The 23501-nt window shown below is 58.5% G+C and carries 19 protein-coding genes, 2 tRNA genes and 1 pseudogene; 15 read left to right on the forward strand and 7 right to left on the reverse strand.

Annotated elements, in window-relative coordinates:
- Window positions 1–86: 86 nt before the first annotated feature.
- Together AAE029_RS17500 and AAE029_RS17505 are read left to right on the forward strand one after the other, a co-directional pair.
- A complete protein-coding gene (locus AAE029_RS17500; protein ID WP_371074135.1) occupies window positions 87–1370 on the forward strand; it encodes an O-acetylhomoserine aminocarboxypropyltransferase in 1284 nt (427 codons plus the stop codon).
- An 8-nt stretch (window positions 1371–1378) separates the two neighbouring features.
- The gene (locus tag AAE029_RS17505) at window positions 1379–1720 is read left to right on the forward strand and encodes a cupin domain-containing protein (protein ID WP_371074136.1); all 342 of its coding nucleotides are present in this window, start codon (window positions 1379–1381) and stop codon (window positions 1718–1720) included.
- A 10-nt stretch (window positions 1721–1730) separates the two neighbouring features.
- Here the strand turns inward: AAE029_RS17505 and AAE029_RS17510 are convergent.
- Window positions 1731–2176: pseudogene (locus tag AAE029_RS17510) on the reverse strand (LrgB family protein); the annotation flags it as partial.
- 541 nt (window positions 2177–2717) lie between these two features.
- Between AAE029_RS17510 and pstS the strand changes: the two are divergent.
- The 4 genes from pstS (at window position 2718) to pstB (ending at window position 6469) form a co-directional block, all read left to right on the forward strand.
- Entirely contained in the window at window positions 2718–3740 is a 1023-nt protein-coding gene (pstS, locus tag AAE029_RS17515; RefSeq protein WP_371074137.1) for a phosphate ABC transporter substrate-binding protein PstS, read from the forward strand.
- Window positions 3741–3827: 87 nt separating this feature from the next.
- Window positions 3828–4808, forward strand: a complete 981-nt coding sequence (pstC, locus tag AAE029_RS17520; protein ID WP_371074138.1) for a phosphate ABC transporter permease subunit PstC — start codon at window positions 3828–3830, stop codon at window positions 4806–4808.
- Between the two features lie 3 nt (window positions 4809–4811).
- Window positions 4812–5663, forward strand: coding sequence for a phosphate ABC transporter permease PstA (gene pstA, locus AAE029_RS17525; protein ID WP_371074139.1), 852 nt, complete (start codon window positions 4812–4814; stop codon window positions 5661–5663).
- On the forward strand, window positions 5660–6469 hold the full coding sequence (pstB, locus tag AAE029_RS17530) for a phosphate ABC transporter ATP-binding protein PstB (RefSeq protein ID WP_371074140.1): 810 nt from the start codon (window positions 5660–5662) through the stop codon (window positions 6467–6469). Before pstA ends, pstB begins: the two co-directional genes overlap by 4 nt.
- A gap of 33 nt (window positions 6470–6502) precedes the next feature.
- On the opposite strand, the gene AAE029_RS17535 is transcribed toward pstB, so the two are convergent.
- Together AAE029_RS17535 and AAE029_RS17540 are read right to left on the reverse strand one after the other, a co-directional pair.
- Window positions 6503–7747, reverse strand: a complete 1245-nt coding sequence (locus AAE029_RS17535; protein WP_371074171.1) for a cytochrome P450 — start codon at window positions 7745–7747, stop codon at window positions 6503–6505.
- A 39-nt stretch (window positions 7748–7786) separates the two neighbouring features.
- The gene (locus AAE029_RS17540; RefSeq protein WP_371074141.1) at window positions 7787–9034 is read right to left on the reverse strand and encodes a GGDEF domain-containing protein; all 1248 of its coding nucleotides are present in this window, start codon (window positions 9032–9034) and stop codon (window positions 7787–7789) included.
- A gap of 387 nt (window positions 9035–9421) precedes the next feature.
- Between AAE029_RS17540 and clpP the strand changes: the two genes are divergently transcribed.
- From clpP to AAE029_RS17565, 5 genes are all read left to right on the forward strand, one after another.
- Window positions 9422–10051 (forward strand): ATP-dependent Clp endopeptidase proteolytic subunit ClpP, encoded by a 630-nt coding sequence (gene clpP, locus AAE029_RS17545; protein WP_371074142.1) that lies wholly within the window; start codon window positions 9422–9424, stop codon window positions 10049–10051.
- Window positions 10052–10357: 306 nt separating this feature from the next.
- Window positions 10358–11635, forward strand: a complete 1278-nt coding sequence (gene clpX / locus AAE029_RS17550; RefSeq protein WP_371074143.1) for an ATP-dependent Clp protease ATP-binding subunit ClpX — start codon at window positions 10358–10360, stop codon at window positions 11633–11635.
- A gap of 406 nt (window positions 11636–12041) precedes the next feature.
- Window positions 12042–14459 (forward strand): endopeptidase La, encoded by a 2418-nt coding sequence (gene lon / locus AAE029_RS17555; protein ID WP_371074144.1) that lies wholly within the window; start codon window positions 12042–12044, stop codon window positions 14457–14459.
- Between the two features lie 313 nt (window positions 14460–14772).
- Window positions 14773–15048 (forward strand): DNA-binding protein HupB, encoded by a 276-nt coding sequence (hupB, locus tag AAE029_RS17560; protein ID WP_371074145.1) that lies wholly within the window; start codon window positions 14773–14775, stop codon window positions 15046–15048.
- Between the two features lie 220 nt (window positions 15049–15268).
- Window positions 15269–17461 (forward strand): esterase-like activity of phytase family protein, encoded by a 2193-nt coding sequence (locus tag AAE029_RS17565; RefSeq protein WP_371074146.1) that lies wholly within the window; start codon window positions 15269–15271, stop codon window positions 17459–17461.
- 160 nt (window positions 17462–17621) lie between these two features.
- Here the strand turns inward: AAE029_RS17565 and AAE029_RS17570 are convergent, their stop codons facing one another.
- On the reverse strand, window positions 17622–18608 hold the full coding sequence (locus AAE029_RS17570; RefSeq protein WP_371074147.1) for an aldo/keto reductase: 987 nt from the start codon (window positions 18606–18608) through the stop codon (window positions 17622–17624).
- 183 nt (window positions 18609–18791) lie between these two features.
- On the opposite strand from AAE029_RS17570, the gene AAE029_RS17575 reads away from it, so the two are divergent.
- A complete protein-coding gene (locus tag AAE029_RS17575; protein WP_371074148.1) occupies window positions 18792–19193 on the forward strand; it encodes a cupin domain-containing protein in 402 nt (133 codons plus the stop codon).
- 51 nt (window positions 19194–19244) lie between these two features.
- A complete protein-coding gene (locus AAE029_RS17580) occupies window positions 19245–20177 on the forward strand; it encodes an NAD-dependent epimerase/dehydratase family protein (protein ID WP_371074149.1) in 933 nt (310 codons plus the stop codon).
- A gap of 76 nt (window positions 20178–20253) precedes the next feature.
- Here AAE029_RS17580 and AAE029_RS17585 read toward each other — a convergent pair whose 3' ends face one another.
- A complete protein-coding gene (locus AAE029_RS17585) occupies window positions 20254–20634 on the reverse strand; it encodes an EF-hand domain-containing protein (protein WP_371074150.1) in 381 nt (126 codons plus the stop codon).
- 20 nt (window positions 20635–20654) lie between these two features.
- Window positions 20655–20903 carry a hypothetical protein gene (locus AAE029_RS17590; RefSeq protein ID WP_371074151.1) on the reverse strand — a complete coding sequence of 83 codons (249 nt, stop codon included), beginning with the start codon at window positions 20901–20903 and terminating at the stop codon, window positions 20655–20657.
- Window positions 20904–21384: 481 nt separating this feature from the next.
- On the opposite strand from AAE029_RS17590, the gene AAE029_RS17595 reads away from it, so the two are divergent.
- Entirely contained in the window at window positions 21385–22716 is a 1332-nt protein-coding gene (locus tag AAE029_RS17595) for a sorbosone dehydrogenase family protein (RefSeq protein ID WP_371074152.1), read from the forward strand.
- A gap of 87 nt (window positions 22717–22803) precedes the next feature.
- On the opposite strand, the gene AAE029_RS17600 is transcribed toward AAE029_RS17595, so the two are convergent.
- Window positions 22804–22879: transfer RNA gene (locus AAE029_RS17600), tRNA-Val, on the reverse strand.
- Window positions 22880–23288: 409 nt separating this feature from the next.
- Between AAE029_RS17600 and AAE029_RS17605 the strand changes: the two genes are divergently transcribed.
- A tRNA-Asp gene (locus AAE029_RS17605) sits at window positions 23289–23365 on the forward strand.
- Window positions 23366–23501 lie beyond the last annotated feature (136 nt).

The following is a 23501-nucleotide window of genomic DNA, read 5'->3' on the forward strand; positions in this document are numbered from 1 at the left end:
AAGCCAGCGGCAAGCGATGGCGCCGCAATTGTAACTTTATTGGCGGACGTTATGATCCTCCCACGGTGAATGACGGGGAGAATCAGATGCCGAAGAATGATCCGGGCTTCGATACGCTTGCAATTCATGCGGGAGCGCGTCCGGATCCGACCACCGGCGCTCGGGCGACGCCGATCTACCAGACGACGGCCTACACCTTCAACGATGCCGACCATGCCGCAGCGCTCTTCGGGCTGCAGGAATTCGGCAACATCTACACTCGCATCATGAATCCGACGCAGGCCGTGCTCGAAGAGCGCGTCGCAGCACTCGAAGGAGGGACTGCAGCGCTCGCCGTCGCCTCCGGTCATGCTGCACAAATGATTGTCTTTCATACGATCATGCGCCCTGGCGACAATTTCGTCGCCGCCAATAGGCTCTATGGTGGTTCGATCAATCAGTTCGGTCACGCCTTCGCAAATTTCGGTTGGGAGGTCCGCTGGGCCGATCCCCTCGAGCCGGCAGCCTTCGAAAACAAGATCAATGAGCGCACGCGGGCTATCTTCATCGAAAGCCTTGCCAATCCCGGCGGCACTTTCGTGGACATCGCAGCGATCGCCGAGGTGGCCAAAAGGCACGGCCTGCCGCTGATCGTCGATAATACGATGGCGACCCCCTACCTGATCCGACCGTTGGAACATGGTGCCGACATCATCGTGCATTCCTTGACGAAGTTCCTCGGCGGTCACGGCAATTCCATGGGCGGGCTGATCGTCGACGGCGGCACCTTCGATTGGTCGGCGTCGGGCAACTACCCGATGCTGTCGACGCCGCGTCCCGAATATAACGGTGTCGTGCTGGATGCGACCTTCGGCAATTTCGCTTTTGCCATAGCCTGCCGCGTGCTTGGACTGCGCGACCTGGGACCGGCAATTTCGCCTTTCAACGCCTTTCTGATTCTGACCGGCATCGAGACCCTGCCGCTCCGTATGCAGCGCCACTGCGACAATGCGCTTGCGGTCGCGGGATGGCTGAAGGCGCACAGCAAGGTTGCCTGGGTGAATTATTCCGGACTGGAGGACGATCCGAACCACGCCTTGCAGCAACGCTATTCGCCAAAAGGCGCGGGTTCCGTATTTACCTTCGGACTCGCGGGAGGATACGGGGCCGGAAAGACCCTCGTCGAGGGGCTCGAACTTTTCTCTCATCTTGCCAATATCGGCGACACGCGCTCCCTCGTGATCCATCCGGCCTCTACCACGCACAAGCAACTGACGGACGAGCAGAAGATCGCCGCCGGAGCCGGACCGGATGTCGTCCGTCTGTCGATCGGGATCGAGGACGTGAAGGATATCATCGCCGATCTCGAACAATCACTCGCGCAGATCTGAGGACAGCCATGAGCAAATTCGTCACCTTCGATATCGAGGCAGTGACGCCGGAAATCGGCGAACCCGATCCGGACCGCGTCATTTCCGGCAGCCCGAAGTTCCGCACCTGGAATTTGGAGGAGGCGGATGGCCTTTATGCCGGCGTATGGGAGGCGACACCGGGAAAATGGCTGATTTCCTATGACGAATGGGAATATTTCAGCATTCTCTCGGGCCATTCAATCGTCACGGAAGACGGCGGCGAAGCCATTCATCTGAAGGCCGGGGATCGCATGATCCTGAGGCCCGGCTTCAAGGGAAGCTGGGAAGTTGTTGAAACGACTCGCAAGGACTATGTGATCCGACTGTAAGCGGCGCGGGTCAGCGCAATATCCAGGCGACCAGCGGGGCGGCAAAGATATTGGCCAGGCCGACCATGACCATGACGAGCCCGGCGACCGATCCTCCTCACGGCCGATCTGATGCGCTCGCGCGACACCGGCGCCATGGGCGCCCACGCCAAACAGGGCGCCGCGGGCTAAGTGTCGAACGCAGCGGTAGAACGCGCAGGAGGATCTGTCCGAATGCGGCGCCGAACACGCCTGTAATGACCACGAAGACGGCGGTCAGATCCGGGACGCCTCCGATCGTACCGGAAACCGACATGGCGAAGGGCGTGCTGATGGAGCGCGGCAGGAGACTGAGGCGCAGGCTGTCGTCGAGGCTCAACATGCTTGCCAGACCCATGCGGAAAGCATTGCCGTACTGCTGCCGATCACGACGCCGAAGACCAGGACTGGCCAATAGCGGCGGATGGTTGCGCGTTCTGGCTGGGACGTCGTCAACATACTCTTTTACGCGACGATCCTTACGATCGGTGCAACCTTCGACAATTTTCCCGCATTGATAGCAAAGCAAACTGCACCTGGTCGCCGTTGGTCCTTGCCAGTAGAGCAATCTTGCAACGGTCCCCTCACTCCGCAATACAAGGCAAGGCGAGCACCAACGCGGCCGTGCCACCGTCGCTGCCAATCTTCTCCACAATCGTCCGACGGTCCGCTATGCAATTGTGCGCGTTTGGTTTTCACCAAAGCGATTTAACAAGGTGCGGCAAACGACCGCGCCCCTTGTCTCATCTGTGGCCGAATTTCTCGTTAATGTCTTATCAGGCAGTCGTTTCGTTAAGAAATGAACGCAACGGTTGCTCTGTAGCATCCTGACGTGACACATGAATTCACAGGACTGTCATAAAACTGAAATACTCCGGCCGTAGCCGACTTGGCTGTGACGGGAGTTTTGGCGCCTATACCCCACCCCCATGCGTCGACTCCTGTTTGTCCTTCATTTCCTCAAGGAAGCGAGTCAGAAATGCTCAAACAGAAACTCCTTTCACTTTGCCTGTCCGCCGGTCTCGCAGCCGCGCTGGCCGCATCGGCCTCGGCAGCGGACATTACCGGAGCGGGTTCCACCTTCGTCTATCCGGTTCTTTCGAAGTGGTCGGCCGACTACAACAAGCAGACCGGCGATAAGCTCAACTATCAGTCCATCGGTTCCGGTGGCGGTATTGCCCAGATCAAGGCTGCAACCGTTGATTTTGGCGCTTCCGACGCTCCGCTGAAGCCTGAAGACCTGACGGCTGGCGGCTTCGGCCAGTTTCCGCTGGTCGTCGGCGGCATCGTTCCGGTCATCAATGTCAAGGGCATCAAGTCCGGCGAACTCAAGCTCTCCGGCAAGGTCCTGGCGGACATCTTCCTCGGCAACGTCACCAAGTGGAATGACAAGGCGATTGCCGACCTCAATCCTGGCCTGAAGCTTCCCGATTCCCAGATCGCCGTCGTTCACCGTTCGGACGGTTCGGGCACCTCCTTCAACTGGACCAACTATCTCTCCAAGGTCAACGACGATTGGAAGAGCAAGGTCGGCGAAGGCACCGCCGTCAACTGGCCGGTCGGTATCGGCGGCAAGGGCAACGAAGGCGTTGCTGCTTATGTCACCCGAGTCAAGGATTCGATCGGTTACGTCGAATATGCCTACGCTCTTCAGAACAAGCTGCCCTACGTTCTGATCCAGAACGCTGCCGGCAAGTATCCCAAGCCGAATGCTGAAAGCTTCTCCGCCGCTGCCGCCAGCGCCGAATGGGGCAAGGCTCAGGATTTCTACCTGATCATGACCAACGCTCCGGGCGAAAAGGCCTGGCCCGTAACCGCCACCACCTGGGCGATCATGTACAAGCAGCCGAAGGACGCCGATCGTTCCAAGGCCGCGTTTGCCTTCTTCAAGTGGGCGCTGGAAAAGGGCCAGAAGGAAGCTTCCGCCCTCGATTACGTTCCGCTTCCGGACTCTCTCGTAAAACAGATCGAAGATTACTGGACAGCCCAATTCAAGGGCTGATTGCTGAAATAGGTTCGGGCGGGAAGCGTGCTTCCCGCCCGATTGCTATGTGCACCTACTGTCAGCAAGTTACGTGAGTGAACCATCATGAGCGAAGCGTTAGCACCGCCGTCCCTGTCTGGACAGGGAGCGGGCCGCAAGCGGACATCCGCTTTCGGAGACCGCGTATTTTATTGGATTGTCTTAGGCTGCGGGCTTTTCGTGCTCGTATCTCTTCTGGCCGCCGCCATCTCGATGGCCTGGGGCGGCCTTCTGGCCTTCAGGACATTTGGTTTCGGTTTCCTCTACGGCACGATATGGGATCCCGTCAGCCAGCAGTTTGCCGCACTCGTTCCGATTTACGGAACGCTTGTCACCTCCGCACTCGCCATGATCATCGGCGTTCCAATCAGTCTCGGCGTCGCCATCTTCGTCACGGAAGTCGCTCCCCGCTGGCTGCGCGGCCCGATCGGCGGAGCGATCGAACTCCTCGCGGGCGTTCCGAGCATCATCTACGGTATGTGGGGGTTGTTTACCTTCGCGCCCTTCATGTCGGATTATATCCAGCCCTTCCTTATCGACTGGCTCGGGCCTCTCCCGGTCATCGGTGCCCTTTTCAGCGGCGCGCCGCTTGGCATCGGCATGCTGACGTCGGGCATCGTGCTGGCGATCATGATCATCCCCTACATCTCATCGGTCATGCGTGATGTCTTCCTGGTCGTGCCGCCGCAGCTCAAGGAATCGGCTTACGCACTCGGCAGCACCAAGTGGGAAGTGGTCCGCGACATCGTTATTCCGCATACGCGCACCGCGGTGGTCGGCGGCATCTTCCTAGGGCTTGGCCGCGCGCTCGGTGAGACGATGGCCGTTACCTTCGTCCTTGGGAACACCCATAACATCGCTGTGTCGCTGATGGAGCCAGGCAACTCGATCGCGGCCGCCATCGCGAACGAGTTCACCGAAGCCGATTCCGATATCTACCTCTCGTCGCTCATCGCGCTCGGCTTCATCCTTTTCGTCGTAACCTTCATCGTGCTGGCGTTGGCAAAAGTCATGCTCGTGCGAATGGCAAAGCAAAGAGGGGAATAGGATATGACCACCTCGAATTCGCTTTACCGCTACCGCGAAATCAAGAGCATGGTGGCGCTGACGCTTGCGACACTCGCCACCGCTCTCGGCCTGATATTCCTCGTCTGGATTCTCGGCTCGACCTTGCTCAATGGCTTTGCGGCGCTCAGCACAAAGCTCTTTACGGAAATGACGCCGCCGCCCGGTGAAGACGGTGGCCTGGCCAACGCTTTCGCAGGCAGCCTGATCATGGTCGTCCTCGCCATCGTGATCGGCACGCCGATCGGCGTGGCGGCGGGCACTTATCTTGCCGAATACAGCCGCGGCAAGAAGATCGGGGAGGTCATCCGCTTCGTCAACGACATCCTCCTGAGCGCTCCATCGATCATCATCGGCCTTTTCGTCTATGAACTCGTCGTCCGCCAGACCGGCCATTTCTCCGGCTATGCCGGCGGCATTGCGCTCGCCTTCATCTTCTTGCCGGTCGTCGTTCGCACGACGGATGAGATGTTGCGGCTCGTTCCTGATGTCATGCGCGAGGCCGCCCTTTCTCTGGGTATTCCACGCTGGAAGGTGACGGTCAACGTGCTCTACAAGGCCGCCGCGACCGGCATCCTGACCGGCATCCTTCTGGCCATCGCCAGAATCTCCGGTGAGACAGCGCCATTGCTCTTCACGGCCCTCAACAACCAGTACTGGACGACCGATGTGACCGAGCCGATGGCGAATATTCCGGTGGTCATCTTCCAGTATGCCATGAGCCCCTATGACGAATGGCATACGCTCGCCTGGGCGGGTGCTTTCATCATGGCCCTGTTCGTCCTCCTCCTCAGCGTTGGATCACGCGCTATACTCAACCGTAGGAATGCACGATGATGCTTGACTCCGCAAAGACAATCGAGAGCAGACCACAGCCCCCAATTTCGGAAGATCACAAGCTGGTCCTCGACAACGTGAACTTCTACTACGGCGATCAACATTCCCTGAAAGGCGTCAGTCTCAGCTTTCCGGAAAAGAAGGTCTCGGCGCTGATCGGCCCGTCCGGCTGTGGCAAGTCCACGCTGCTGCGTATCCTGAACCGGATCTACATGCTCTATCCGAAGCAGCGCGCGACCGGCAGGGTGACGCTCGATGGCGACAATATTCTTGATGACCACTATCCGATGAACGACCTGCGCGCGCGTGTCGGCATGGTCTTCCAGAAGCCGGTGCCGTTCCCGATGTCGATCTACGACAATATCGCCTACGGTATCCGCCACCATGAGAGATTGTCGCGTGCCGAGATGGACGATCGCGTCGAACTGGCGCTGCGCCAGGCCGCACTCTGGGATGAAGTCAAGGACAAGCTGAAGGGCAGCGGCCTTGGCCTCTCCGGCGGTCAGCAGCAGCGCCTCTGCATTGCCCGCGCCGTGGCCCTGCGCCCGGAAGTGCTTCTGCTCGACGAGCCGACATCGGCGCTCGACCCGATCTCGACTGCCAAGGTCGAGGAACTGGTCACGCAGTTGAAGGCCGATTTCACCATCGTCATCGTCACGCACAATATGCAGCAGGCAAGCCGCATTTCCGACACGACCGCCTTCATGTATCTCGGCGAAATGATCGAGTACGGACCCACGAGCCAGATATTCCAGGCGCCGATCAACAAGCGCACGGAAGACTATATTACGGGTCGCTACGGCTGAGCGCGAAACCGGGCGACGCCCATCGGCAAATGTTCACCAAACGAGATGCAATCGGTCGAGGCCGTGAAAATGATAGACGTCCTTGACCGTTGGCGTCCTGGCAAGCTTAAGGCCCGGTAGGCGCTGAAAGAGGATCGGCAGGACGACGTTCAGCTCGAGCCGCGCCAGCGGTGCGCCGATGCAGAAATGGATGCCGGCGCCGAAGGAGAGGTTCGGTGCCTCGTTGCGGTCGGGCTTGAAGACGAGCGGATCGCTGAATTTCGCTGGATCCAGGTTGGCTGCCGCCAGGATAAGGCCCACCTTGTCGCCGCGTTTGAAAGAGACTCCGTCTATTTCGGCATCTTCCAGCGCCCACCGCTGAAAGATGTGAACCGGCGCGCAGATGCGCACGGCTTCCTCGATCGTGCGCTCGGTCGTCGCCTCGTCTTTGAAGAGGTCCACCGGGTCATAACCGCTCTCCAGGATAACGCGAACGGAATTGCCGATCTGATGGACCGTCGCCTCATGCCCGGCATTGAGCAGCACGATCGTCGTCGAGACCAGTTCGTCTTCCGTCAGATACTGCCCTTTGTGCTCCGTGTGGATCATGTGGGTCAGCAGGTCGTCGCATGGCGCGGCGCGGCGCATCGCGATGACCGATTTCACATAGTCGGCAAATTCCCTTGCCGCCTGATCGGCTGCGTCTTCGTCTTCCCGAGTGCGGCCGAACATGTACATGCGCACATAGGCATGCGACCATTTCAGTAGCTGTGGTCCCATCTCCTCGGGAATACCGATCATCCGTGCGATCATGGTGACGGGGATGATATCCGCAAAGGTAGATAGCAGTTCCACTTCGCCCTTTTGCTCGAAACGGTCGATGAGCCCGTTGGCCAGTTCCGAAAGTTCCCGTTTCATCTTTTCGACATGGCGCGAAACGAAGGCGCGGTTGACAAGCGTTCTGAGCCGGGTGTGTTCCGGCGGTTCGAGTTCCAGTAGCGAATACCGCTCCGCCAGATCGAAATGGGCAAGGTGAGGCAAGGGATCTGACATCCCGACCTCGTCGCGGCTGGCAATATGCAGGATTTGCCGACCGAACCGCCGGTCCCGCAGCAAAGCGTTCACATGCTCGTAACTGACGAAATACCACCGCTTCTGCTGTTCCCAGTAGAATGTGGGACAATGGGCATGCAGGGCGGCATAAACGCTGTTCGGATCGGCGTAAAAGGCCGGATCGCGGCCGTCGAGGGAGACGTGGCGCCTGGCGCGATCGATCGAGAGGACGGAGGGTATCATGATGCGGAGGATTAGCGGATTTGTGCATCCACGGAAAGCCGGTCACATCCGCGAAAGCGTGCCGATCCGCTTTAGCGCATGGATTTGGTCGTCCAGTGTCGGCACGAGCTCGCCGCCGTGCGGATCCGGGGAGACCGGTGGCGGTGCGGCCGTCTCCGCCTCGCCGAAGACAATCGAACAATTGCGGCCGTTCGCCTTTGCGGCATAAAGCGCGCGGTCGGCGGCGGAAATCAGCTTGTCGCAATCGGCCTCTGCGGCCGATGCCATGGCGACGCCGACACTAACGGTCGGTGACAGGAGAGCCGTGCCGGCCAACACCGGCAGACGGCAGAATTCGATCCGCACGGCTTCCGCGGTCGCCTCGGCCTCAAACTGATCCCTGACATAGACGAAGGCGGCGAATTCCTCGCCGCCCATCCGGCCGAAGCCGGTCGGGATGAACTGTCGGGCGACCCTTGCAAAGTGAACGAGCACCACGTCACCTGCCTGATGGCCATGCGCGTCGTTGAGCTGCTTGAAATGATCGAGATCGAAAAGCAGCATGGCGACCAGGCCACCTTTGGCGCGCGCATGGTCCCGTACCCGGTTGAAATGGTCGAAGAGGCCGCGTCGGTTGAACACTCCGGTCAGCGGGTCCGTGACAGCGAGTGCACGCAATTGCCGTTCCGACCGTTCCATGACGAGGCGGAACGTCAGGGCAAATGCCAGCGTGAGCAGGAAGGCCGTGGCAAGCGCCGCCACACCGCCGAAGTCGACGGCCTGCTTGTCGGACGGGCGCATCACCGCAATGGCGAGGGCCGTGCCGAAGCAGACGACGGCCTGCGTCAGGAAAATGATGGAAAGCATCAACCGCGTCTTTTCCCTATGGGCATTGACGGGTACGACCGAGAGCGAAAGCGCCGCGGCGCCCGCGGTGGAAGCCAGATTGTAGAGGGCGACGCGGTTGGCGAAACTGTCGTTTATCCAGGGCAGGAAGACGCCTAGAAGCCAGATCGCGGGAGGCAACAGTGTCCACCATTCGAGCTTCCTCCTGTCAAGAGCGAGAAATCCCACGACCCATGCGCTTTGTCCGAGAAGCGCGATCGTATTGGCGATTTCGATCGAAAGGAAATTCGGGATGAGGCCGCGCGCGGCAACCAGCGCAAAGCCGATAGCACTCAGGGCGAAACCGAGGCACCAGAAGAGATAGGCATTGGTCTTCCTGTCATGGCGCCATGCCATGAACAGGACAAGGGCAAGCGTCAGGGCCTCTGAACACCAGATTGACAATCCGGTTGGGACATTGAACACGGCAGACCTCCTCGAAGACTGCCATATCATGACCAAATAAACTGGCGACTTTCTTAAACTGGCTGGTAAAAATTTGCTTCTTGTGAACTGAGCGGTAAAAACGCCTGATTTGAATACGCAGGTGGGATCGGTGCGCTGGAGGCGTTCATCCTTCCTTCACTCTGCGGCAGGGAAAAGCTGTGGGTGGCGTCGGATGTAACCCGCCATTAAGGTGCATTTGCAAAGAAACGGCCGAATTATTCCCAGGCCGCTTCACGCCACGCCTGGAGCCGTCAATGTTATCCTTATGCGTGTCTTGAAGTGCAGGGCAGGGACACTCTATGTAGGGGTGAGACAGTTTTTATGATTCCGGCTTTCCGTACCGGGACGAGTTGACAAAGGACGCACATGAGAAACCCAGTCGATACCGCTATGGCTCTGGTGCCGATGGTTGTGGAGCAGACCAACCGCGGTGAGCGGTCTTATGACATCTATTCGCGCCTTCTCAAGGAACGCATCATATTCCTGACAGGCCCAGTGGAAGATCATATGGCTACACTCGTCTGCGCGCAGCTTCTCTTCCTGGAGGCCGAAAATCCGAAAAAGGAGATCGCCCTTTACATCAATTCGCCGGGCGGCGTGGTGACCGCCGGCATGGCGATCTACGATACCATGCAGTTCATCAAGCCGGCCGTTTCCACGCTGTGCATCGGTCAGGCTGCCTCGATGGGCTCGCTGCTCTTGGCAGCCGGAGACAAGGACATGCGTTTTGCGACGCCGAATTCCCGGATCATGGTTCACCAGCCGTCGGGCGGCTTCCAGGGCCAGGCATCGGACATCGAGCGTCATGCCCGCGATATCATAAAGATGAAGCGCCGCCTGAACGAAGTCTACGTCAAGCATTGCGGCCGCACCTATGAGGAAGTCGAGCAGACCCTCGACCGCGACCATTTCATGTCCGCTGACGAAGCGAAGGATTGGGGCCTGGTCGACAAGGTATTGACGTCGCGTGTCGAAATCGAAGGCAGCGAAGGATAGTGATTAATTGGGATGGTGTTTTCCTCGCCACAGTTCTATCCCATTTGTGATCGAACAAGGGGTTTCATCTGGCAGGGAACGCGCTAATAGTACCCATTAATGCTATGTTGAGTTTTTATGACATAGCACTCGGCATTCGAAGGGGAATTCGTTGCCACTGGTGCCCGGACATGATTGGCTGGGTTTAAGCAGTACCCCCGGGGAAGCCTTGGCGGCGAGGGCTCCAATGAGTGGAGCAAGGTCGGCGGGCTGATTGAGTGGACCGCTATTTCACCTCGAAATGCGGCGTGCTGGAAGGAAAGTGATATGAGCAAAGTCAGCGGCAGCAACGGCGGTGACTCCAAGAATACCCTGTATTGTTCATTCTGCGGCAAGAGCCAGCACGAAGTTCGGAAGCTGATTGCCGGACCGACCGTATTCATCTGCGATGAATGTGTCGAATTGTGCATGGACATCATCCGCGAGGAAAATAAGTCCTCGATGGTCAAGTCCCGTGACGGCGTTCCAACGCCCCAGGACATCATCAAGGTTCTCGATGAATATGTCATCGGTCAGAAGCAGGCCAAGAAGATCCTGTCCGTTGCCGTCCATAACCACTACAAGCGTCTGGCGCATGCCTCGAAGAACGGCGATGTCGAATTGTCGAAGTCGAACATCTTGCTCGTCGGTCCGACCGGTTGCGGCAAGACCTATCTGGCTCAGACGCTGGCGCGCATCATCGACGTGCCCTTCACAATGGCTGATGCAACGACGCTGACGGAAGCCGGCTATGTCGGCGAGGACGTCGAAAATATCATTCTGAAGCTGCTGCAGGCTGCCGACTATAATGTCGAGCGTGCCCAGCGCGGCATCGTTTACATCGATGAAGTCGACAAGATCTCGCGCAAGTCCGACAATCCGTCGATCACCCGTGACGTTTCGGGCGAAGGCGTGCAGCAGGCGCTTCTGAAGATCATGGAAGGCACGGTCGCTTCCGTCCCGCCGCAGGGCGGTCGCAAGCACCCGCAACAGGAATTCCTGCAGGTTGACACGACGAACATCCTGTTTATCTGCGGCGGTGCCTTTGCCGGTCTCGACAAGATCATCTCCGCTCGCGGCGAGAAAACTTCGATCGGTTTCGCCGCAACGGTGAAGGCTCCGGACGACCGCCGTGTCGGCGAAGTATTGCGGGAGCTCGAGCCCGAAGATCTGGTCAAATTCGGCCTCATTCCGGAGTTCATCGGACGTCTGCCGGTTCTGGCGACGCTCGAGGATCTCGACGAGGATGCGCTGATCCAGATTTTGTCGGAGCCGAAGAACGCGCTCGTCAAGCAGTACCAGCGCCTGTTCGAGATGGAAGACGTGGAGCTGACCTTCCACGAGGACGCGCTGCGCGAGATCGCACGCCGCGCCATCGTCCGCAAGACTGGCGCCCGTGGCCTGCGCTCGATCATGGAAAAGATCCTGCTCGATACCATGTTCGAACTGCCGGCTCTCGAAGGTGTTCGCGAAGTCGTCATTTCGGAAGAGGTTGTCCGCGGCTCCGCTCGTCCGCTCTACATTTATGCGGACCGGCAGGAGGAAAAGGCAAACGCTTCGGCCTGATGCGGTTGTCCACCGTTGACTTTTATAAGGGGCTTGCCTGGGGCGAGCCCCTTTCTATTTGAAAAGCCATGCTGTTTCCTGTTAAGGGTTGTGGCAAGGGGTTCGGACCTCACTTGCAGCCGTTGCGAAGTGATCGGATCGAGGCAATGATGGAATGAATCCAACGTTGGCTATCCGGTGCGTATCCATCCCGGGCCCGAATGCGGTAAGCGTCAATGCAGCGATGCGTTTCCTGTTGTTTTTGCGTTCGCTGTCAAATGCCTGACATGTCTGGTTCGATTCGGGCATTTTGCGTGGCTTGAAATGGGTGGTGAGACACTCCACTTCTTATGCAAGTGATAGAGCCCGGTCAGTCCCAAGAGGCCGGGAAAAGAGCCCGGGAACGGGCCGATGGAAAGGAAATGATATGTCGAAGAAATCGTCTGCAGCGAACAGTATCGCCTATCCGGTTCTGCCGTTGCGCGACATCGTGGTTTTCCCCCACATGATCGTGCCTTTGTTCGTTGGACGGGAAAAGTCGATCCGTGCGCTTGAAGAAGTGATGGGTTCGGACAAGCAGATCATGCTTGTTACCCAGATCAACGCCAGCGATGACGATCCCGAACCTTCCGCAATCCATAAGGTCGGAACCGTGGCCAACGTGCTGCAGCTCTTGAAGCTGCCGGACGGCACCGTGAAGGTTTTGGTCGAAGGCCGCTCGCGCGCCGAAATCGATGCCTATACGAGCCGTGAGGACTTTTACGAGGCCCTCGGTCACGTGCTCGATGAACCGGACGATGATCCGGTGGAGCTCGAAGCGCTCAGCCGTTCCGTGGTTTCGGAATTTGAAAGCTACGTAAAACTCAACAAGAAGATTTCCCCGGAAGTGGTTGGTGCCGCCAGCCAGATCGACGATTATTCAAAGCTCGCCGATACCGTGGCTTCGCACCTGTCGATCAAGATCACTGAAAAGCAGGAGATGCTGGAAACCACCAGCGTCAAGCAGCGCCTCGAAAAGGCCCTCGGCTTCATGGAAGGCGAGATTTCGGTTCTTCAGGTTGAAAAGCGCATCCGCTCGCGCGTCAAGCGCCAGATGGAGAAGACCCAGCGCGAGTACTACCTCAATGAACAGATGAAGGCGATTCAGAAGGAGCTCGGCGACGGCGAGGAAGGCCGCGACGAGATGGCCGAACTGGAAGAGCGCATCTCCAAGACCAAGTTGTCCAAGGAAGCCCGCGAAAAGGCCGAGGCGGAGCTGAAGAAGCTGCGCCAGATGAGCCCGATGTCTGCGGAAGCGACGGTTGTGCGCAACTATCTCGACTGGCTGCTCGGCATTCCCTGGGGCAAGCGGTCAAAGATCAAGAGCGACCTCAACAATGCCGAGAAGATCCTCGAGGCTGACCACTTTGGCCTGGATAAGGTCAAGGAGCGCATTGTCGAATATCTGGCCGTTCAGGCCCGCTCGACGAAGCTGAAGGGCCCGATCCTCTGCCTCGTAGGTCCTCCGGGCGTCGGTAAGACCTCGCTTGCCCAGTCGATCGCCAAGGCGACCGGCCGCGAGTATGTCCGCATGGCTCTCGGTGGCGTTCGCGACGAGGCCGAAATCCGCGGTCACCGCCGCACCTATATCGGTTCGATGCCTGGCAAGGTCATCCAGTCGATGAAGAAGGCAAAGAAGTCTAATCCGCTCTTCCTGCTCGACGAGATCGACAAGATGGGGATGGACTTCCGCGGCGATCCGTCTTCCGCGCTTTTGGAAGTGCTGGATCCGGCTCAGAACTCGACCTTCATGGATCATTACCTGGAAGTCGAATACGACCTGTCCGACGTGATGTTCATCACCACGGCGAATACGCTGAACATCCCTGCGCCTTTGATGGACCGTATGGAGATCATCCGCATCGCCGGCTATACCGAGGATGAAAAGCGCGAGATCGCCAAGCGGCACCTGCTGCCGAAGGCCATCAAGGAGCATGCGCTGCAGCCGAACGAGTTTTCGGTCAGCGATGACGCACTGATGGCGGTCATCCAGCAGTATACCCGCGAAGCCGGCGTTCGTAGCTTCGAGCGCGAGCTGATGAAGCTTGCGCGCAAGGCAGTGACCGAGATCATCAAGGGCAAGACCAAGTCTGTGGCCGTTACGGCGGAAAACATCCACGATTACCTGGGTGTTCCGCGGTTCCGTCACGGTGAAGCCGAACGCGACGATCAGGTCGGTGTCGTCACCGGTCTGGCATGGACGGAAGTCGGTGGCGAGCTTCTGACGATCGAAGGCGTAATGATGCCGGGCAAGGGCCGCATGACGGTCACCGGTAACCTGAAGGACGTCATGAAGGAGTCGATCTCCGCTGCGGCATCCTATGTCCGCTCGCGCGCTGTCGATTTCGGCATCGAGCCGCCGCTCTTCGATAAGAGCGACATCCACGTGCACGTGCCGGAAGGCGCCACGCCGAAGGATGGTCCGTCGGCCGGTGTCGCCATGGCGACCGCGATCGTCTCGATCATGACCGGCATCCCGGTTTCCAAGGATGTCGCCATGACCGGAGAGATCACGCTCCGCGGCCGGGTGCTGCCGATCGGAGGTCTTAAGGAGAAGCTGCTCGCAGCGCTTCGCGGCGGCATCAAGAAGGTGCTGATCCCGGAAGAAAACGCCAAGGATCTGGCGGAGATTCCGGACAACGTGAAAAACAACATGGAGATCGTCCCTGTCTCCCGTATGGGTGAGGTGATCAAGCACGCACTGACCCGCAAACCGGAGCCGATCGAATGGGACGGCACAGTTGAAACGCCCGTTATCGCGACGGTCGAAGGCGCCGAGGAAACGGGTTCGACATTCGCGCACTAGAGCGGAATGCCGAAAAGTGTGAGCGGTTTTTAAGGCGAATCCGCTCTCACTTTTTGATCTGGAGACGGATTCAGATTTCAGGCCGATTCGGCCTGGAATCACCCGGTCCCAGGCTTTTCTCCATGCCTTCGTGCGAAAAAGACACAAACTGTGAAGAGGCCGGCGGAAACGTCGGCCTTTTTTGTGAAAAAGTGAACTCGGACGCTTGCTTTTCCTTGATTTGCAGGGCTTCTGGGTTGCGGCGGGTCTGAGCTTACATATTCTCACCCAGCTTATAACATTCGTTTCATACCAAGTAGAAAGGGGTGGAAACATGAACAAGAATGAACTCGTGTCCGCAGTGGCTGAGAAGGCCGGGCTCACGAAGGCCGATGCAGCTTCCGCTGTGGACGCTCTCTTCGATACCGTGCAGGGCGAACTGAAGAGCGGCGGCGATGTTCGCCTCGCAGGCTTTGGAAGCTTCACCGTTTCTCATCGCGCCGCAACGAAAGGCCGCAACCCGTCCACGGGCGCCGAAGTCGATATCCCGGCTCGCAACGTACCGAAGTTCACGCCCGGCAAGGGCCTCAAGGACGCCTGCAACGGCTGATCCTGTTTTCACCCGCCCACCGGGAGCCTTTCGCCCGGTGGCTCAGGGCATGGGGGTCCGAGCCTGCTCGGACCCCCATTTGATTCCTCTGTCAGCGATCCGCCCGCCGCCTGCATCGGTGCGCGTCTGCCCGGTGTAAAACCTCCGGTTTTGTCATCTGGCTGTCACGCCTCTGCCGCAAAACCGTCCGGCATTGGTTTCTGAAACAGGGGGATTTTCAATGACCGTTTCTGTCAAGAAAGCGGCGCTCACTGCCGCTTTGTTCGCGTCTGCAGCCTTTCCGGCCGCAGCCGAATCGGTTTTCAATCGTGTAGCGTCTTTTCCGGTCGCGCAGAATCTGCCGGCTGACAAGGGCAAGTCGCCGACATCTGCCGAGATCATCACGGCCACCGAAGATGGGATGACGCTGATCTACAGCGACAGCCCGCTCGGTGCGATCGGCTTTATCGACATCACCGATCCCAAGGCGCCCAAGGCCGGTGGTGCCTTGATGATGGGCGGCGAGCCGACTTCAGTCACGACGGCAGGAGGCAAGGCGCTTGTCGCGGTCAATACGTCGGAAAGCAAGCAGAAGCCGTCCGGGCGTCTTGCGATCGTGGACATTGCGTCGAAGAAGATCGACGTGACCTGCGACCTCGGCGGTCAGCCGGATTCGATTGCTCTCAACAAGGACAAGACGCTCGCTGCCATCGCCATTGAGAACGAGCGTGATGAGGACATTGATGACGGCAAGATCCCCCAGATGCCGGCCGGTGACCTTGTCACCATCGCCGTCAAGGGTGGCACGGTCGATTGCGGTACGATCAAGCATGTGACGCTGACCGGCCTTGCCGGGATCGCCCCGGAAGACCCGGAGCCCGAATTCGTTGCTTTCAACGGTCAGAACGAAATTGCGCTCACCCTGCAGGAGAACAATGAAATAGTCATCATCGACGGCACGACTGGCACGGTGAAGACACATTTCTCTGCAGGCAGCGCCGATCTCTCGGGCGTCGATACGAAGCGGAATGGTGCGCTTCAGTTCACCGGCGAGCTCAAAGGCGTGCTGCGCGAGCCTGATGCCGTGAAGTGGCTGGATGACAACCGCTTGGTTGTCGCCAATGAAGGCGACTACAAGGGCGGTTCGCGCGGCTTTACGATCTTCGACAAGACCGGCAAGGTCCTTTACGAATCCGGCGCTTCCTTCGAGCGCGCAGTCGCCGAGATCGGCCACTATCCGGAAGGTCGCTCCTCTTCCAAGGGCGTCGAGCCGGAAGGTCTGGAAGCGGCAACCTTCGACGGGCAGCAGTATTTCTTCCTACTGTCCGAGCGTGCATCGGTTGTCGGCGTCTACAAGGACACGGGCGCCGAGCCGGAGCTCACGCAGCTCCTGCCCTCCGGCATCGGCCCGGAAGGCGCCGTTGCCATCCCATCACGCAATCTTCTGGCGACCGCCAATGAGACCGATTTAGGGAAAGACGGCGGCCCGCGCTCGCATGTGATGATCTATCAGCGCGCCGAAGGCGAGAAAGCCTATCCGCAAATCGTCGCGGCTAAGAAAGATGGCAACCCGATCGGCTTCGCCGCGCTTTCGGGCCTTGCCGCCGTTCCGGAAAAAGCCGGACAGCTCTACGCCGTCAATGACTCCGTGCTCGGTGGCCAGCCGAGGATCTATACGATCGATGCGACGAAGAAGCCGGCTGTCATCACTGAAGCCCTGACCGTCACGCGCGACGGTCAGCCCGCCCAGAAGCTTGATATCGAGGGCATTGCCGTCGATGGAAAGGGTGGCTTCTGGCTCGCTTCTGAAGGCAATAGTGAAAAGCTGCTGCCGCATGCGCTCTACCACGTCAATGCGAAGGGCGAAATCAAGGAGGAGATCGCCCTGCCGAAGGAACTCATAGACAATGAAATCCGCTACGGCTTCGAAGGCGTGACCGTTATCGGCTCCGGTGACGATGCGACGCTCTGGATGGCAGTCCAGCGCGAGTGGAAGGATGATGGCAAAGGGCTCGTCAAGCTGGTCTCCTACAATCCCAAGAGCAAGGAATGGGGTGCCGTGCGCTATTCGCTCGACAAGTCCGAGAACGGCTGGGTCGGCCTTTCTGAAATCTCCGCCTATGGCGACAGCGTCTATATCATCGAGCGTGACAACCTGGTCGGCGATGCGGCCAAGCTGAAGAAACTCTACAAGGTCGCTATCGCCGATCTCAAGCCGGCCAAGCTCGGCGGCGAGCTGCCGGTCGTCAAGAAGGTGGAAGCGTATGACTTCGTCGGCGATCTCAAGACCGCTAACGGCTACGTCCTCGACAAGCTCGAAGGCTTCACCTTCGATGCATCCGGCAAGGCCTATGCTGTAACCGACAACGACGGTGTCAGCGACAGCTCGGGCGAAACGCTGTTCTTCTCGGTCGATCTGGTCGGCACGAACTGAGCTTTAGCTCTCACCGAAATAAATGGCCGGGTCAAAGCCCGGCCATTTTTCTTAATGCATGTCGCGCAAAAGTGTAGAGCGGTTTTGGGGCAACGACATGCATCAAGCAATAGTCCAAAGCCTGTCGCGTGAAACGCGATTCACGCGACAGGCTTTGAAATTACCAGCGCTGATGCACATGCGGCGCAATGAGGCGAGCATAGATTTCGCGTGTGGCCGCCATGATGTCGTTTGAAAGCGGAGCGAGATCCGCAGCCGCCGCATTGGCCCTGGCCTGTTCGGCATTGCGTGCGCCGGGAATAACGACTGTGACGGCATCGCTCATCAGGATCCAGCGGAGCGCAAAGGCCGCCATTGTCGCGCCGGCTGGAACGAGCTTGCGCACCTCTTCAACGGCCTGCAATCCGACCTCGAAGGGAACCCCTGCAAAGGTCTCGCCGACATCAAAGGCTTCGCCCTGACGATTGAAATTGCGATGGTCGTCGCTTGCGAATTTGGTGTCACGGCTGATCTTGCCGGATAGCAATCCGCTTGCCAGCGGAACGCGGGCGATGACCGCAACATTTTTGCGCCGCGCTTCCTGAAAGAACAGATCTGCGGGACGCTGGCGGAAGATGTTGTAGATGATCTGGATACTGACGACGCCCGGATATTCGATTGCCTTTAAAGCCTCTTCGACCGTTGCGACGCTGACGCCATAAGCTTTGATCTTGCCAGCCTTTTGCAGTTCATCGAGGCCCGCAAAGACTTCCGGACGGTAGAACACGGCAGTTGGCGGGCAGTGGAGTTGAACGAGATCGAGGCTGTCGACCGCGAGATTCTTCAGACTGCGGTCGATGAAGCCTTCGAGATTGGCCTTGTTGTAGCCGTCGGCCACATGCGGGTTAAGGCGGCGGCCGGCTTTGGTGGCAACCATGGGACGTTCACCACCGCGGCTCTTCAGCACATCGGCGATGATCTTTTCCGAGCGGCCGTCCCCATAAACGTCCGCGGTGTCGATGAAGGTCATGCCGGCATCGAGAGCGGCATTGAGCGCGGCACGTCCGTCGTCCTCACTGACATCGCCCCAGGAGCCGCCGATCTGCCAGGCGCCGAAGCCGACATTGGTGACCGTAAAGGGCATCCGCCCGAAAGCATGGTGTTTCATGAAATCCTCCGTTCGTGATGAAAGGTCCCGGCAGTAGCAGCAGGCCCGCGGCCGGGCAAGCATGCCGGAGGGAAGATAGGGCAGAAGTCCATCTGGAATAGTTCATCTCTTCCCTTTGCCGCAGCCGACGGATAGTCTGCACGTCGCAAAAAAGCCGGGATGCTGCCGGCATGAGAGGACATCATGGAGATCAAGTCCAGCGGATCACGCCCTTCCGTAAAGGCTCCGGCGGAATATTTCACCGGCATGGTGCGTCAGGACCCGCTGATGGAAGCGCCGGATCCGGCCCGCGTAAGAGCTGTCAGCGTCACCTTCGAGCCCGGCGCGCGTACTGCCTGGCATAGCCATCCTCTCGGTCAGACGCTTATAATTACCTCCGGCAAGGGCCTTGTTCAGACATGGGGTGGCGAACCGCGTGAGGTATTCGCTGGCGACGTTGTTTGGTTCGCCCCCGGCGAAAAACATTGGCATGGCGCCAGCCCCGAAACCGCCATGAGCCACATCGCCATACATGAGGCGCTGGATGGCAAGGCGGCGGATTGGATGGAGCATGTTACGGACGAGCAATATGGCGGGCGACCGTGAACGCCGAGATGCCGCACCACCCTTCGACAGAGAACGGTTGACTACAGGAAGATGATGCGGGTTCTTGTAACAGGCGCAACAGGTTTCGTGGGGCGCTCGCTTGTGCCCCTCATGATCCGCAAGGGCGGCATGGATGTGATCGCCAGTTCTCGCCAGCCGGAGCGGCAGCCACCTGCGGCCGGGGCTACATTTGTCCAAAGTCCGGAACTGTCCGCCTCCGCAGACTGGCACCCGCTTCTGAGCGGTGTCGACGCCGTCGTCCACTCAGCCGCACGTGTGCATGTTCTGCGGGAACAGGCGGGTGACGCGCTTTCTGAGTTTCGCCGGGCGAATGTAGAGGGGACGCTTGCTCTTGCTGAGCAGGCGGCGCGAAGCGGTGTGCGTCGTTTCGTCTTTGTGAGTTCGATACATGTCAATGGCGCAGAAACGAATGGAAGCGCTTTGACCGAAGCAAGTGCGACAGCCCCCCATTCTCCCTATGCGATATCGAAATACGAGGCCGAACTGAGACTGACCGAGCTCGTCGCATCCACAGCCATGGAGCTTGTGATCGTCCGCCCGACGCTGGTCTATGGACCGGGGGCTCTCGGAAATCTCGCAAGTCTGACGAACATGATCCGTCGCGGATTGCCCTTGCCTTTCGCCACGGTTCGCAACAGAAGAAGCCTGATTTCGGTGGATAATCTGGCCGAACTTTTGTTCCTGTGTCTTGTCCATCCCAAGGCGGCGGGTGAATTGTTCCTGGCCGCTGACGGCGTAGACCTGTCGACGCCTGACATTATCCGCTATATCGCCCGCGACGTCGGCCGTGCCGCGCGACTTTATCCCTTTCCCGAATCCGCTTTGCGAATGGCACTCTCGGTAGCGGGAAAGAAGAACATGTCGAAACAATTGTTCGGCTCCCTGCAGGTGGATGTTACCAAGGCAAAGTCGACGATGGGCTGGTCGCCGGTCTTCGCACCACAGACGGCCCGCTGGGCCTGAGTGGGCCAGGCGCAATCGATTGCAGCTGGAACATGCCCTGTGGAGGGGCATGTTCCCTGAAATGTGACGGAGTTCGTTACTGAAGATTGCCGTCTTTGCTGCGATCGGCTGCAGCAAAATCGGCCATGACCCGCGTCATGAATTCGTCCCGGCTGATGCGTCCATTGCCGTTGGAGTCCGTTGCGGCAAATTGTGCCGGGGTTAAAACTTGGCTCGCCTCGTCTTTTTGCAGGTTTCCATCCTTGTTCTTATCAAGGGTGGCAAAGGCGGTGTTCATGAAGGCCTGGTATTCCGAACGGTCGACTGCGCCATTGGAGTTGGTGTCGAGCCGGCTCATCTGACCTTCATACATCGACGTCGATTGTTGTGCGGGTTGTTGCTGGGTGGGCTGCTGTTGCGCAGCGGCTATAGCGCACTGGCACAGTACGAAGACTGCGGTCAAAGTCAGCTTTTTCATTATCCACATCCCTCTTCAAATTATCTGCAGGCCAGACGGTTGCCCAGGAACCCGCCGCCACCAATGCCGACGCCTATGGCTGCTAACTGCCCCGTTCCTGCGCCAATCGTACTGCCGACCAATCCGCCGACAATTGCCCCACCTACTGTTCCGGCAATACAGCCGAACTCGGCGTTTCGATCCGCAACTGTCTGGGATGTTGGACCGGATTGGCAGGCGGATAGGGCAAGGCCCGCGGCAAGAATAGTCGTTACTGTGCGTCTTCTCATTTCTCTCCTCCAAATATATCCGATCGATCCTCAAACAGATTGATGGATACGTTGCTCCCCAGTCCCCGATGAGAATAAACTGCTTTAAATATGAGTCTCGAAAACGAAGAGATTCTTCTGTCCGACCAGAAGAAGATCACCAGAAAAACGCGCAGCCCTATTATATTGAGGCGGGCCAACTCGCATGCTTTGCTGTATCAGCGACTCTTATGGAGAGCCGTGAGGGAATACTACAGCTATGTATGCGGCATGACAACTCTCCGAAGGTGTCCGGTTACGGATCACGCGTACAGGTGGATAGGGCCGCGAAGCCACAATCGGGAAAGAACGGAAACCTATTGCTGTCTCTGGCGTTAGGGATCGTCTCCTACAGCGCCGTGCCTCATTCAGACGTAAAAAGGTCGCTGTAGTCCTTTGAATTACTGTATGTTTTTCATGGGTAATCGGCTTCGATTAAGGAACATGCAGTAGGGGAAGGTCCATGAAGAAGGCAATCGCTGCGCTCTTGATCGCCCTCGTCCTGGCGGGAGGATGGATTTTCTTCTTCGAACGCGAATCGGCCACCGTTCCGATCGAGCTGGGATATGGTCCGTCACCGATCTTGCCTGAGCCCAAGCGCACACTGATACCAACCGTGAATGTCGCCGAAGCCTCGAGGTGGCCGGAAGGAGTGACGCCGAAGGTGGCAGCAGGATTGAAGGTCCAGGCTTTCGCGAAGGATCTTGATCACCCGCGCTGGCTGCTTGTCCTTCCAAATGGGGATGTGCTGGTGGCTGAAACGAACAGGCCGGCAAAGATCGGCAATGCCGGTTTCAGCCTGCGCGATTGGATGGCAGGTTTGATAATGCAGTGGGCCGGCGCCGCAACGCCAAGCGCCAACCGAATCACGCTGTTGAGAGACGCCGATAGCGACGGCGTCGCCGAGATGCGCACAACCTTGCTGAAGGATCTGAATTCACCTTTCGGCATGACGCTGTCCAATGGCGTGCTCTATGTGGCCAATACGGATGCGGTCATGGCCTTTCCTTATAAGGACGGCGATACGGAGATCAGCGCGCCGGGCGAAAAGATTGCAGATCTGCCGGCCGGCCCAATCAACCAACATTGGACCAAGGACGTTATTGCAAGCCCCGATGGGACCAAGCTCTACGCGACGGTCGGCTCGAACAGCAATGTCGGCGAAAATGGCCTCGAGGCTGAGCAAGGCCGCGCCGCGATCGTCGAAATCGATCTGGCGACCCGCAAGGTCAGACCCTATGCCACCGGCCTTCGCAATCCCAATGGATTGGCATGGCAGCCGCGGTCAAACGCACTCTGGGTTGCGGTCAACGAACGGGACGAATTGGGTAGTGATCTCGTGCCCGATTACATGACCGCGATTAAGGACGGCGGCTTCTATGGCTGGCCCTACAGTTACTACGGGCAGCACATCGACAAGCGCGTCGATCCTCAAAATCCGGAGATGGTGGCGAAGGCCATCGTGCCGGATTACGCGCTTGGCGCACATACGGCTTCGCTTGGATTGACCTTCAACACCAGCAATCTTTTCAGCATTGATTATGTCGGGGGCGCTTTTGTCGGCCAGCATGGTTCATGGAACCGCAACCCGCGTAGCGGCTACAAGGTGATCTTCGTCCCGTTTACGGATGGAAAGCCATCTGGCCCGCCGCGTGACATCCTGACCGGCTTCATCGGCGCCGATGATAAGGCGCTCGGTCGGCCCGTCGGCGTGGCGATCGATATCAAGGGAGCCCTGCTTGTCGCCGATGACGTCGGCAACGTGGTTTGGCGCGTCTCGCCGGCGACGCCATGACAGAAGCAATAAACAGCGAGGGGAGCGGAGTCCATGCCAACCATGCCTTGGCGGCGGGGCTTCACAATGTGGTCTTGAGGAAGGAAATGGTGGGCGATGAGAGACTCGAACTCCCGACATCCTCGGTGTAAACGAGGCGCTCTACCAACTGAGCTAATCGCCCATCGCGAAATCGAGCATTGCTGCCCGCCGCGTCGGTGGCCGTGATCTATGCGGATCGCGGGAAAACCGCAAGAGTGTTTGTGAAGAATTTTTGATTTTTTAGCGAGGGCGAGCGTCGATGGCCTGTAGAACGGGCCGTGTGCTTCTGTGGAAAAGTATGGGGAGGGCCTGTCGCTGCTATCCAAGACCCTCTGGTCCCAAACCAGAGAGAGTCTGCGTTGGCTTGGAGAGCGGTATTCGCAGGCTTTTCGGAAGCCTCATGCCGAGCGTGCCAAAACAATTTACTTGGTGTCATCGTTTTGTATTCAAACCTGCTTGACACCCTCAGGCGAACCCCTTAGTTAGCCGCTCATCAAACGGCAAGGCCGATTTGAAGGATGCCAAGGCATCCGGATCGCTTGAAATGAAGTGCGGGTGTAGCTCAGTCGGTTAGAGTGCCGGCCTGTCACGCCGGAGGTCGCGGGTTCGAGCCCCGTCACTCGCGCCATTTTCAGGTTAGCGGCAACCTTCATTGGTTGTCGATCCGGCACCTTTATCCGTTAGGCTTCATGGACGAAGCCATCAATGCGCGGGTGTAGCTCAGTCGGTTAGAGTGCCGGCCTGTCACGCCGGAGGTCGCGGGT

The sequence above is a fragment of the Sinorhizobium sp. CB7 genome, from assembly GCF_041357635.1.
Classification (GTDB): domain Bacteria; phylum Pseudomonadota; class Alphaproteobacteria; order Rhizobiales; family Rhizobiaceae; genus Rhizobium.

Excerpts from the sequence above, each read along its gene's own strand:
- AAE029_RS17500 (WP_371074135.1), top strand. The coding sequence starts at position 87 with ATGCCGAAGAATGATCCGGGCTTCGATACGCTTGCAATTCATGCGGGA.
- clpX (WP_371074143.1), top strand. The coding sequence starts at position 10,358 with ATGAGCAAAGTCAGCGGCAGCAACGGCGGTGACTCCAAGAATACCCTG.
- hupB (WP_371074145.1), top strand. The coding sequence starts at position 14,773 with ATGAACAAGAATGAACTCGTGTCCGCAGTGGCTGAGAAGGCCGGGCTC.
- pstA (WP_371074139.1), top strand. The coding sequence starts at position 4,812 with ATGACCACCTCGAATTCGCTTTACCGCTACCGCGAAATCAAGAGCATG.
- pstS (WP_371074137.1), top strand. The coding sequence starts at position 2,718 with ATGCTCAAACAGAAACTCCTTTCACTTTGCCTGTCCGCCGGTCTCGCA.
- AAE029_RS17585 (WP_371074150.1), bottom strand. The coding sequence starts at position 20,634 with ATGAAAAAGCTGACTTTGACCGCAGTCTTCGTACTGTGCCAGTGCGCT.
- AAE029_RS17505 (WP_371074136.1), top strand. The coding sequence starts at position 1,379 with ATGAGCAAATTCGTCACCTTCGATATCGAGGCAGTGACGCCGGAAATC.
- lon (WP_371074144.1), top strand. The coding sequence starts at position 12,042 with ATGTCGAAGAAATCGTCTGCAGCGAACAGTATCGCCTATCCGGTTCTG.
- AAE029_RS17570 (WP_371074147.1), bottom strand. The coding sequence starts at position 18,608 with ATGAAACACCATGCTTTCGGGCGGATGCCCTTTACGGTCACCAATGTC.
- clpP (WP_371074142.1), top strand. The coding sequence starts at position 9,422 with ATGAGAAACCCAGTCGATACCGCTATGGCTCTGGTGCCGATGGTTGTG.
- pstB (WP_371074140.1), top strand. The coding sequence starts at position 5,660 with ATGATGCTTGACTCCGCAAAGACAATCGAGAGCAGACCACAGCCCCCA.
- AAE029_RS17595 (WP_371074152.1), top strand. The coding sequence starts at position 21,385 with ATGAAGAAGGCAATCGCTGCGCTCTTGATCGCCCTCGTCCTGGCGGGA.
- AAE029_RS17580 (WP_371074149.1), top strand. The coding sequence starts at position 19,245 with ATGATGCGGGTTCTTGTAACAGGCGCAACAGGTTTCGTGGGGCGCTCG.
- pstC (WP_371074138.1), top strand. The coding sequence starts at position 3,828 with ATGAGCGAAGCGTTAGCACCGCCGTCCCTGTCTGGACAGGGAGCGGGC.
- AAE029_RS17565 (WP_371074146.1), top strand. The coding sequence starts at position 15,269 with ATGACCGTTTCTGTCAAGAAAGCGGCGCTCACTGCCGCTTTGTTCGCG.
- AAE029_RS17590 (WP_371074151.1), bottom strand. The coding sequence starts at position 20,903 with ATGAGAAGACGCACAGTAACGACTATTCTTGCCGCGGGCCTTGCCCTA.
- AAE029_RS17575 (WP_371074148.1), top strand. The coding sequence starts at position 18,792 with ATGGAGATCAAGTCCAGCGGATCACGCCCTTCCGTAAAGGCTCCGGCG.